The organism is Ferrovibrio sp., assembly GCF_025869515.1.
GTDB lineage: Bacteria > Pseudomonadota > Alphaproteobacteria > Ferrovibrionales > Ferrovibrionaceae > Ferrovibrio.
This window is the reverse complement of the sequence record NZ_JAOZVR010000059.1, coordinates 1-7,877: the sequence shown is the minus strand read 5'-3', so window position 1 is coordinate 7,877 and position 7,877 is coordinate 1. Positions and strand designations below refer to the sequence as shown.

The 7,877-nt window shown below is 60.0% G+C and carries 7 protein-coding genes and 1 other annotated feature; of the genes, 2 read left to right on the top strand and 5 right to left on the bottom strand.

The window, feature by feature from the left end; translation table 11 throughout:
- The 3 genes from OJJ21_RS10260 to OJJ21_RS10250 form a co-directional block, all read right to left on the bottom strand.
- On the bottom strand, positions 1 to 651 hold a 651-nt coding region (locus tag OJJ21_RS10260), incomplete at its 3' end, for a carbohydrate ABC transporter permease (protein WP_297685835.1).
- A complete protein-coding gene (locus OJJ21_RS10255; RefSeq protein ID WP_297685833.1) occupies positions 648 to 1,595 on the bottom strand; it encodes a sugar ABC transporter permease in 948 nt (315 codons plus the stop codon). The genes OJJ21_RS10255 and OJJ21_RS10260, both read right to left, overlap by 4 nt.
- A 98-nt stretch (positions 1,596 to 1,693) precedes the next feature.
- A complete protein-coding gene (locus OJJ21_RS10250; protein ID WP_297685831.1) occupies positions 1,694 to 3,028 on the bottom strand; it encodes an ABC transporter substrate-binding protein in 1,335 nt (444 codons plus the stop codon).
- 281 nt (positions 3,029 to 3,309) lie between these two features.
- On the opposite strand from OJJ21_RS10250, the gene OJJ21_RS10245 reads away from it, so the two are divergent.
- Positions 3,310 to 4,332: a LacI family DNA-binding transcriptional regulator gene (locus OJJ21_RS10245; RefSeq protein ID WP_250946812.1), complete on the top strand. Its 1,023-nt coding sequence runs from the start codon at positions 3,310 to 3,312 to the stop codon at positions 4,330 to 4,332.
- A gap of 119 nt (positions 4,333 to 4,451) precedes the next feature.
- Here the strand turns inward: OJJ21_RS10245 and OJJ21_RS10240 are convergent, their stop codons facing one another.
- A complete protein-coding gene (locus OJJ21_RS10240; protein ID WP_250946811.1) occupies positions 4,452 to 5,855 on the bottom strand; it encodes a SulP family inorganic anion transporter in 1,404 nt (467 codons plus the stop codon).
- A 25-nt stretch (positions 5,856 to 5,880) separates the two neighbouring features.
- Positions 5,881 to 5,936, bottom strand: a sequence feature (sul1 is cis-regulatory element that is thought to sense ions involved in sulfur or methionine metabolism; They are found in Alphaproteobacteria).
- An 86-nt stretch (positions 5,937 to 6,022) separates the two neighbouring features.
- A complete protein-coding gene (locus OJJ21_RS10235) occupies positions 6,023 to 6,916 on the bottom strand; it encodes a LysR family transcriptional regulator (protein ID WP_297685827.1) in 894 nt (297 codons plus the stop codon).
- Between the two features lie 94 nt (positions 6,917 to 7,010).
- Here OJJ21_RS10235 and OJJ21_RS10230 point away from each other — a divergent pair.
- Positions 7,011 to 7,877 (top strand): aspartate aminotransferase family protein (locus tag OJJ21_RS10230; RefSeq protein WP_297685825.1); only part of this gene is annotated, 867 nt, incomplete at its 3' end.

Sequence of the window (7,877 nt, the reverse complement as noted above, 5' to 3'; positions counted from 1 at the left end):
CCGCGTGTAGCCGTCGATCAGCGCCGCCTCCTCATATTCGATCGGGATCTCGTCGATGAAACCTTTGAGCAGCCAGACGGAAAGCGACAGGTTCACCGCCGTATAAAGCAGGATCATGCCGGCATGGGTGTCGCTCAGACCGAGCGACCGGAACATCAGGAAGATCGGGATCGCCACAGCAATCGGCGGCATCATGCGTGTCGAGAGGATGAAGAACAGCAGGTCGTCCTTCAACGGCACCTTGAAGCGGGAAAAGGCATAGGCAGCGCCCGTTCCGAGTACGATGCAAAGGAATGTGGAGCCGAAGCCGATGATCACCGAATTGGTGAAACGTTCGCCGAAACGCGAGGCGCCGGCAATGACGAGGCCGTCCTTGCGTACCAGCCGTTCATACCAGGTCTTGGGTTCGCCCAGCGCCTGCAGGTCCGCTTCGGACACCCGCGTGCGGGTGGTAAAGAGGTTCACATAGCCTTCGAGCGTCGGCTCGAACAGCACCTTCGGCGGATAGGCGATGGCATCCGATGGCGATTTGAAACCGGTGGCGATGATCCACACGAGCGGCATCAGGGTGATGACCGCATAGAGGATCACCAGGGAGCCCGCGAACCATTTCTGGCGGGCGGAGGGTTCGGTGACGGAAAAGCTGCTCATCTCTGCTTCACCTTGTTCAAGGCTTTGACATAGATCGACGCAAGGCCGAAGACGGTGACGAAGAGGATGACGGCATAGGCCGAGGCATAGCCGGTGCGCCATTTTTCAAAGGCTTCACGTTTCAGGTTGATCGAGGTGAGTTCGGTGATCGAGCCCGGCCCGCCGCCGGTCAGCTGCACCACGAGATCGAACATCTTGAAGTTCTCGATGCCGCGAAACAGGATCGCCAGCATCAGGAAGGGCAGGACCAGCGGAATGGTGATGGTCCAGAACTGCCGCCATTTGCTGGCCCGGTCGCATTCCGCGGCTTCGTAGATGCTGGCCGGAATGGAGCGAAGGCCGGCGAGGCAGATCAGCATCACGAAAGGCGTCCACATCCATGTGTCGACGATGATGATGGCCCAGGGCGCGAGCGACACGTCGCCGATCATCGAGAAACTCGAGGGATCCGCGCCGGTGAGAAAGCCCACCGCATAATTGAACAGGCCGATCTGCGGCTGGTAGAGGAAGGTCCAGAAATTGCCGACCACGGCGGGGCTCAGCATCATCGGCAGCACGATGATCGTGGTCCACAGATCGCTGCCGCGAAACTTCTTGTTGATCAGATAGGCCAGCGAGAAGCCGATCAGCACCTGCAGCACAATGGTCCATATGAGGAAATGCGCAGTCGCCTGCATGGTCAGCCAGATATCGCCGTCCGTCAGGATGCGCTGGTAGTTCCTCAGGCCGATGAACTCGGTCGCCTCGTTCGGCCGGTTCACGCGGAAGTTCGTGAAGCTCAGCCGCACCGTCCAGATCAACGGGAAGATGTTGACGGCGAGCAGGAGAAGGATCGATGGCGTGACGAACAGCCAGGCGATGGCGCGATCGGAAAGACCGCCAACGCGCTTGGCCAATACCGGCGGCGTGGCCCGTGCAATCCGATCCATTGGCGTATCGGTCATGACAACCCCCTATTGATAGGCGCTATGCGCGACAGGGCCGGACCGGAAATCCGGCCCTGTCGCAGACTGAATCCGCTGGGAGGCGGCGCGGGTCAGTGTCAGTACTTGCCTTCGTCTTCGAAGATCTCGGTCCAGTCCTTGACCAGTCCGTCAAGCGCTTCCTTCGAAGTGCCCTTGCCGGCCACCACATAGTCGTGGAAGCGCTTCTGGGATGCCTGCAGCAGCGAGGCATAGGAAGGCTCGGCCCAGAAATCCTTCACGATTGCCATGGAGTCGAGGAAGGTCTGGGCATAGGGCTGGCTCTTGGCAAAGCCCGGATCCTCGACCACCGACCGGAGCGCCGAATAACCGCCGAGCGACCACCACTTGTTCTGGATCTCGGGCTGCGCGAACCACTTGATATATTCAAGCGCCGCAGCCTGCTTGGCGGAAGATGCAACGACCGAAATGCCCTGACCGCCGAGCTGGGCAAACTGCTTGCCACCGGGACCGGCCGGATTGGCGAAATAGCCCGACTTGTCGCCGCCGACCTTGGCATCGGCGTTGATGCCCGGCCAGATGAAGGCGAAGTTCATCTGCAATGCGACCTGGCCCGACTTATAGGCATCGACGTCCTCGGACATGTAGGCGTCGGAATGGCCCGGAGGCACGCAGCAGTCGTAGAGCGCCTTGTAGTATTCGAGGCCGGCCACGGATTCGGGCGAATTGACGAAGCCTTCCAGTTCATAAGGCTTCTTCGGGTTCTCATACTGGAAGCCGAAGGAATAGAGCACGTCCATCGCGCCCATGGTGATGCCTTCCGAGCCGCGCTCGGTATAGATCGCGGCGCCATAGACCGTCGTGCCGTCGATGTTGCGGCCCTGGAAGAACTCGGCGATGTCCTTCAGCTCGGCGAACGTCTTGGGCACGGCGAGGTCGCGGCCGTATTTCTTCTTGAACTCATCCTGCAGTTCGGGACGGGAGAACCAGTCCTTGCGGTAGGTCCAGCCGACGACATCGCCGAAGGCCGGCAACGCCCAGTAATTCGGCGTACCCTTCGGCCACTCCGCATAACCCGTCACGGTGGCCGGAATGAAATCGGCCATCGAGATTTTCTCCTTCTCGAAGAAATCGTTCAGCTTCACATATTGCCCATTTTCAGCCGCGCCGCCGATCCACTGGCTGTCGCCGATCATCAGATCGCACAGCTTGCCGCCGGAATTCAGCTCATTGAGCATGCGGTCGGCGAAATTCGGCCACGGCACGAATTCGAACTTCATCTTGTGGCCGGATTTGGCCTCGAAGTCCTTACTGAGTTCGACAAGCGCATTAGCAGGGTCCCACGCGGCCCAGCAAAGCGTCAGATCGTCGGCATGGGCAGATGTCGTGCCAAGCACGCCTGCGCCGACAAGGGTCGCCGCCGCTACCACGGAATTCAAAAGAATCGATTTCATGTTCAAACCTCCCTGTCCCGACCTCCATCGGGATAACAAACGCCCCCTCCAGGGCTGGACGGCAAGACGGCAGTCCTCTGTGTGACAATCTCCTCCTGCCACAACGGCAGGCTTCCCAGGAAGCCATGGCAAGGCTTCGTCCTGACGTTATGAAAACTGTAATTGAGGTGCGCACCTCAATGCAAGGGAATTTTGAGGTGCGCACCTCAATTTCTTGCTTTTCATCTGATTCTGTTGGAAAATCCCCGAAGGAAAACTGAATACGCGAATCCAGTGAGCGAATGAGACCCACAGCAAAAGATCTGGCAGAGGCCGCTGGCGTCAGTCTGGCGACGGTGGACCGCGTCCTCAACGATCGACCCAATGTCAGCAAGAAAGCGGCACGACTGGTGACCGAAGCCATCGAGCGGATCGGCTTCGTGCGCAATCCCGCAGCGGTCAATCTCGCCCGCAGCCGCATCTATCGTTTCCGCTTCCTGCTGCCGATGGCGGGCGACCAGTATCTGCGGGAACTCCTGGAAAAGGTGGACGAGGCACGGGAGGCGTTGCGCTCCGACCTGACCGACGTCGATGTGGTGCAGATCCCGACCACCGACCCGCATGCGGTGGCGAAATATCTTTCCGGTCTTCAAAGCGAGGAAGTCGACGGCATAGCGGTCATGGCGCCGGAGTCACCTCAGGTTCGTGACGCCATGGCCCGCCTCATCGAGCGCGGGATCAAGGTCGTGCAATTTCTCTCGGGCCAGGAAAAGCTGAAAACCGCCGATTTCGTCGGCATCGATAATTTTGCCGCAGGCGCCACCGCAGGCAAACTGATCGGGCGCTTCCTCAGCCACGAGCCCGGCAAGATCATGGTCATCGCCGAAACCATGATGGCACAGGACAGTATCGAACGCCGCCTCGGCTTCGACAGCATCATCAATGAGCGGTTCCCTCATCTCTGTCCGCTCCCTTCCGCCGAAACCTATGGCGACGAGCGCCGTGCAAGCCTTGTCATCCAGCGCATGCTCGAACACAATCCGCAGATCAATGCGGTCTACGTTTTGAGTGCGGAAGCCCGCCTTCCGATCTCCACGATCGCCCAGTTCGCCGATCTGCGCCGCCTGACCGTGGTCGTCCACGAGCGCACGCCCTTCAGCGAAGAGGCGCTTCGCGACGAGCGTATCGACGCAATCATCGCACAAAACCCCGGCCACGCCGTGCGCAGCGCGATCCGCATCATGCGCGCCCGGTTGGAAGCGCGCGAACCGCTGGCCTCGCAGGAAAAGATCCGGATCGAGATACTGTTGAAGGAAAACCTGTGAGCGAGCCACCTGCTGCACGGAAGGCTCACCTCTTCGAGGTAGCGTGAGCCTCGGTCCACGCACTTTCAGTTGTATTCCTGGAAAAGGTAGCGCCACACCGTCTGGAGGAGCCAGAGCAGTTATACCGGCCAGCGCAGTCCCTCGACAGTCACATCGAGGCCGTGGCGAGTAAACCGCTCCCGCACCTTCTCAAGTGCAGCCAGAGCCGTGATGTCCCAAAGTCTCGCGCCTGAAAGATCGATGGTTACGGGGTCGTCGTGCAGGGTCGGATCGAAGGCATCGATGAAGGCTTCCGCAGAGGCGAAGAAGACCTGTCCCTCGACGATGTAAAGATCTCCCTCGCGCCGGACGTGCTGCATCCGTGCCACCTTGGCCGCGAAAAATACGCCGCTCATCAGGACGCCCACCAACACCCCGAGCGATAGGTTATGGCTGATCACCGTTACTGCCACCGTGGCCAGCATCACCAGATTGGACAGCGCTGGTGTGGTGCCGAGCCGTTTTAGCGAGCCCCAGTCCAGCGTGTCGATGGACACCATGATCATGATCGCAACAAGAGCCGCGACAGGGACCTGCCCAACCACCTGACCCAGCGCCACCATCAAGAGAAGCAGGATGCCGCCGGCCGCCAGTGTGGACAGCCGTCCTCGTCCGCCATATTTTACATTGGAAACCGTCTGGCCGATCATGCCGCAGCCTGCGATGCCTCCGAACAGGCTGGCAGCAACGTTCGCCAACCCAAGCCCCAGCGCCTCGGCATTCTTGTTCGAAGGAGTGCCGGTCTGGTCATCGACAACGCCAGCGGTCATCAGGCTTTCCAGAAGCCCGACCATGGCGATGGCCAATGCCGGCAGGAAGATGATGTTCAGCATATCGAAGCTAACAGGTACATCGGGCAGGCTGAAAATCGGCAGGCCGTCGGGCAGTTCGCCCAGATCGGCAACACGCGGTATGTCTATCCCGAAGGCGGAACACAATGCCGTCAACACCACGACGCAGATCAGCGGCGCGGGAATGCGGGAGATCAGCTTCGGCGTCACGTAGATGATCGCCAGTCCTGCAGCCATCACACCGTAACCAATGGGGCCTGCGTTCAGGATATGCGGCAGTTGCGCCGAGAAGATCAGGATCGCCAGCGCATTGACAAAACCCGTCCGAACAGAACTGGAGACATAGCGCATCAGCGTCGCCAGCCGGGCGAAGCCGAAGAGAATCTGGAACAGGCCCGCCAGGAGCCCCGCGGCGAAGAGGTACTGGACACCATGTTCGCGTACCAACGGCGCCACCACCATCGCAACAGATCCGGCTGCTGCCGAGATCATTGCCGGACGTCCGCCGAAAATGGCAATCACGATGCTGATGATGAAGGAGGCATAAAGCCCGACTGCCGGATCGACGCCCGCCGTGAAGGAAAAAGCGATGACTTCGGGGATCAGGGCAAAGGTAGCCACCGCGCCTGCAAGGATTTCGCGGACAGGGTTTTCCTGCCACTGGCGGAGATAGTGCCGTGTGCTGCTTATCATTTTTGAAGGGGACGCGTCTGGATTGCATTGCCCGGCGGATCGGCGGCCGGAATAGCCACCCGGGCTTGCACCGGGTCCATATGATTGATTGCCGCATAACCCAAATTGCCCACGATGCCAAGTCAGGTGATCCGGCCGGGGCCGTCATCGGAATGCCGCAGCCTCTGTCATCCGTCGGCGGGCAGCCTCGTCACCGCTATGGCCACGTCGATCAGTTCCTTGATCAGAGGGTTTGCCGGCTGGCGGTGGCCGATGGCGATGATGCAGTCGTCCATGTTGGCGATCCGGCGGAAGGTGACCCCCGGGCGGGCGTAGAAGCGTGCAGTGCTTTCGGCCGTGATGCTTATGCCCTTGCGCATGGCAACCGCCTGCAATTCCGAATCCACTGTTGCGGCCTCGAACACGACGCGGGCGCCTCGGCCCTGGCGGTACTGACCGGCGAGCCAGTAGTCCCTCCACACGCCATTGCCGGGCGCGGCAATGAATGGCTCGTCGAACAATTGTTCCACCGTCACGGTCTCCTGCAGGCTCAGGGGATGACCGTCAGGCAGGCAGGCAACGCATTTTTCCCGAGCGATCTCGACGAGACGAATGTCCGGCGTATCGACCGGCGGGCGGAAGATGCTGCAGTCGACAAGTTCCGTCGAAAGCCCGGCATCGGGATTGGTGAAATCGTATTCGACGAATTCCAGCGTCGCATTCGGCCGGCGTCGCTCGAATTCCTGCATGATCTTCGGGATGAATTCAACGGCGGTACCGATCAGATATCCGACCCGCAGGAAATTGTGCCGCGAAAGCTGGAGCGCCTTCACCTCGCGATAGAAGGTTTCCATCGAGCGGTTCAGCTTCTGCGCATAGTCACAAAGGGTCGCCCCATCTTTCGTCAGCGAGACGCTGCGGGTGGTGCGCTCGAAAACTTCGAAGCCCAGCGTTTCCTCAAGCTGAATAATGGTTTGCGACAGCGCCGGCTGCGAGACGGATAGCTTTTCCGCCGCTCTCGCAAAGCTCTTTTCGCTCGCGACAGCAAGCAGGCACCGGATGTGGCGAAGCTGGATATTCATAAGCGACATGAATTAATCCTTTCGCTAATCGTCCTTGTTGTCAACGCACCTTCATTGCTTAATCGCCGTCATCGCAGACAAGAGGGAAACATCGATGAACGTCGCGCAAACGGCCGTAAAATCGGACGAATATCGCATTGAAGAGGGAAAGCGTTCTCTCATTCATGACCCCGTCGAAGGGGACAACACCAAGATCACGCTCGTTCGGGCACGCGGCTCTTATGTCTGGGACGACAAGGGCAATCGATATCTCGATTGCACCTCGCAGGCATGGTCGAACAACCTCGGCGCAAACGACCCGCGCGTGGTCGAGGCGGCAATCGCCCAGCTGCGTGAAATCACCCATGCACGGCCGAACTTCAACACCAAGCCGCTGCTGACGCTGACGTCCAAGCTTCGCGACATCGCACCAGGCGACCTCCACCGAATCGGCTACGCCCTGCACGGCAGCCTGGCGGTAGAAATGGCAATGAAGCTCGCCTTGAAAAACCGTCCCGGCGCGCAGAACATCATCGTGCTGCAGGACGCCTATCACGGCCGCTCCATCACCACGATGGCGGCAAGCTGGCCGCATCCGGACAATCCGTTCCTGCCGCTCCAGCCGCGCTTCACCCGCGTTCCGCATCCCGATCCTTACCGGCCGCGTCTTGGCCTGGATCCGGAAACCGATGTCCAGCTCTGCCTTTCGCTACTTGAAGACGCGATCGACCGTGGTGTCGACGGCGGTGTTGCTGCGATCATGATGGAGCCGATCATGGGCAACGGTGGTCACATCGTCCTGCCGGTATCCTACCTCAAGGGCGTTCGCGAGATTTGCGACAGGCGCGGCATTCTTCTGATCTGGGATGAAATCCAGAGCTGCTTCGGCCGCACGGGCAAGATGTTCGCCTCTGACTTCTACGGGATCGTTCCGGATATCATGACCTTCGGCAAGGGCATCGGCGGCGGCTTCCCGCTGGCC